This window comes from Pseudomonas sp. (assembly GCF_037994325.1).
Classification (GTDB): Bacteria; Pseudomonadota; Gammaproteobacteria; order Pseudomonadales; family Pseudomonadaceae; genus Aquipseudomonas.
On the sequence record NZ_JBBNAH010000042.1, the window covers coordinates 1 to 3,099 of the forward strand.

A 3,099-nucleotide genomic window follows, 5' to 3' on the forward strand; every position below is an offset into this window, starting at 1 on the left:
AAATCAAGGCGTACTACGACGAAAACGCCAAGCAGTTCATGAGCCAAGAGCAGGTCGTGCTCGACTACATCGAGTTGAAGAAAGAAGGTTTCTTCAACAAGGTTGAAGTCAACGACGAAGACTTGCAGGCCGCTTACCAGAAAGAAATCGGCAACCTCGCTGAGCAGCGTGAAGCCGCGCATATCCTTATCGAAGTAAACGACAAGCAGACCGACGAGCAGGCCAAGGCCAAGATCGACGAAGTCAAAGCGCGTCTGGATAAGGGCGAAGACTTCGCCAAGCTGGCCAAGGAAGTGTCGGATGATCCGGGCTCCAAAGCTTCTGGCGGTGACCTCGGTTACGCAGGCAAAGGCGTCTACGATCCAGCCTTCGAAGAAGCGCTGTATGCCTTGGACAAAGGCGCCGTTTCGGCTCCGGTACGCAGCAGCTTCGGCTGGCACATCATCAAGCTGCTGGGTGTGCAGGCACCGGAAGTTCCGAGCTTTGCCAGCCTGAAAGACAAGCTGACCCGCGAACTGAAAACCGCGCAGGTTGAGCAGAAGTTTGTCGAAGCCAGTAAGGCCCTGGAAGACTCCGCATTTGAAGCCTCCGACCTTAGCCAGCCGGCTCAGGAGCAGGGCTTGCAAGTGAAGACCACCGCCCCATTTGGTCGTGAAGGTGGCGAAGGCCTGACTGCTAATCGCCAAGTGCTGCAAGCAGCGTTTAGCCCGGAAGTGCTGGAAGAGGGTTCCAATAGCGGCGCTATCGAACTGGACCCTGATACCGTGCTGATCGTGCGTGTTAAAGAGCACAAGAAGCCTGAGCAGCAACCGCTGGAAAAAGTGACTGGCGCTATCCGCGATCACCTGATTCAGTTGCGTGCCGCTGAAGCGGTAGAAGCCAAAGGCAAAGCGCTGCTGACCGATCTGCGTGACGGCAAAACGCCGGTTACCCAGGCCAAAGGTGAGCCAGAGTGGAAAGTGGTAGAAGCCGCTACTCGCAGCCAGGAAGGCATCGAGCCGTCCGTGTTGCAGGCGCTGTTCCGCATGAGCAAACCTGCGGCGGCAGACAAGTCCACCTTTACCGGTGTGACCCTGGCCAATGGCGACTACGTGGTGATTCAGCTCAAAGGTGTTAGCGAGCCGAAGGAAGGCCTGAGCGACGAAGATAAGGCGATGTACCGCCGCTTCCTCGCTTCACGCAGTGGCCAGCAAGACTTCGCGGCATTCCGCGCGGAGCTGGAAGCCAAGGCCAAGATCGAGCGTTTCTAACCGCTTGTTCCCGCCAACCAAAAGCCCCGCCTAGTGCGGGGCTTTTTGCTTTTTAGGGGGGGCGGTCGGCGTACGGTTAGACGTAGGCAAAGCGCAGCATGGCCGAGTTTCGTTGGGCTTCGCCTACGGCTCAACCCAACCTACGTGTGGGGCAAGGCGCAAAAAAAGGCCGCTCACTGAGCGGCCTTCTGGATACAACGCAACGCTTACTCTTCGATATTGCCCATGGCGGTGGTATTGAAACCGCCGTCCACGTAAGTGATTTCACCGCTGATGCCCGAAGCCAGGTCGGAGCAGAGGAAGGCGCCGACGTTGCCGACTTCTTCAATGGTCACGTTACGGCGCAGTGGCGTTTGCGCTTCGTTGGCGGCGAGCATTTTGCGGAAGCTCTTGATGCCGGATGCCGCCAAGGTGCGGATCGGGCCGGCAGAGATGGCGTTTACGCGGGTGCCTTCAGGTCCGAGGCTGCCGGCCAGGTAACGTACACCGGCTTCCAGGCTGGCTTTGGCCATGCCCATTACGTTGTAGTTGGGCATGGTGCGCTCGGCACCGAGGTAGGAGAGGGTGAGCAGGCTGCCGTTGCGGCCTTTCATCAGTTCGCGGCCGGCTTTGGCCAGGGCCACGAAGCTGTAGGCGCTGATGTCGTGGGCGATGCGGAAGCCATCACGGGTGGTGACTTCAGTGAAGTCGCCGTTCAGTTGGTCGCCAGGGGCGAAACCGACCGAGTGAACAATCACGTCCAAACCGTCCCATTTCTTCGCCAGTTCTTCGAAGACCTTGGCGATTTCGTCATCGCTGGCCACGTCGCACGGGAAGCACAGCTCAGGGCTCGAACCCCAGCCAGCGGCGAATTCTTCGACGCGGCCTTTGAGCTTTTCGTTCTGGTAGGTGAAGGCGAGTTCAGCACCCTCGCGGTGCATGGCGGCAGCAATGCCGGATGCGATGGACAGTTTGCTAGCGACACCGACGATCAGTACGCGCTTACCGGCGAGAAAACCCATGGTGTTAATCCTCTTCCTGCTTATCTTAATTGGCAGCGGCCGGGACCAGGAAAGCGGCCTCCAGCAGCTGCTGCGTGTATGCATGTTGCGGGGCGGCGAAGATAGCTTCGGCAGGCCCCTGTTCCACCACCTGACCGTGCTTGACCACCATTAGATGGTGGCTGAGCGCCTTGACCACCGCCAGGTCATGGCTGATGAACAAGTAGGTCAGGTTGTACTTGCGCTGCAGCGATCGCAGTAGTTCCACCACCTGGCGTTGCACGGTACGGTCCAGTGCCGAAGTGGGTTCATCCAGCAGAATCAATGCCGGTTTGAGCACCAAGGCTCGGGCTATGGCGATTCGCTGCCGTTGCCCACCGGAAAACTCGTGGGGGTAGCGGTGCCGGGTTTCCGGATCCAGGCCTACCTCCACCAGTGCATCGATTATTGCCTGCTCCTGTTCTTCTTCAGTGCCCATCTTATGAATGCGCAACCCTTCGCCGATGATCTGACACACCGACATCCGCGGGCTCAAGCTGCCAAACGGGTCTTGAAAAACTACCTGCATCTGGCGCCGTAAAGGCCGCACTTGATGCTGGGTCATGCCGTGCATGTCCTGGCCCTGAAAGCAGATGGCGCCTTTGCTGCTAATCAGCCGCAAAATCGCCAGACCTAGGGTGGATTTACCGGAACCACTTTCGCCTACGATTCCCAGGGTCTGGCCCTGATGCAGGCTGAAGTTGATGCCGTCCACCGCTTTCACGTAATCGACCGTATGGCGCAACAGGCCTTTTTTGATCGGGAACCACACCCGCAGGTCTTCGACTTGCAGGATGGGCTTGCCCGCCGCATTGGCGACTGGCTTGCCG

General features: G+C 58.6%; 3 protein-coding genes. 1 reads left to right on the plus strand and 2 read right to left on the minus strand.

The annotated features are described in order from the left end of the window. Positions 1 to 1,250, plus strand: a 1,250-nt coding sequence (locus tag AAAB16_RS01320; protein ID WP_340661708.1) for a peptidylprolyl isomerase, incomplete at its 5' end; no start/stop codon positions are given. Positions 1,251 to 1,456: 206 nt separating this feature from the next. Here the strand turns inward: AAAB16_RS01320 and fabI are convergent. Beyond that, the gene (gene fabI / locus AAAB16_RS01325) at positions 1,457 to 2,251 is read right to left on the minus strand and encodes an enoyl-ACP reductase FabI (protein ID WP_340661709.1); all 795 of its coding nucleotides are present in this window, start codon (positions 2,249 to 2,251) and stop codon (positions 1,457 to 1,459) included. A gap of 25 nt (positions 2,252 to 2,276) precedes the next feature. Next, positions 2,277 to 3,099, minus strand: an 823-nt coding sequence (locus AAAB16_RS01330; protein WP_340661710.1) for an ATP-binding cassette domain-containing protein, incomplete at its 5' end; no start/stop codon positions are given.

What these genes read in the sequence shown, in the direction of transcription:
- fabI (WP_340661709.1), bottom strand. Translation starts at nt 2,251, where the DNA reads ATGGGTTTTCTCGCCGGTAAGCGCGTACTGATCGTCGGTGTCGCTAGC.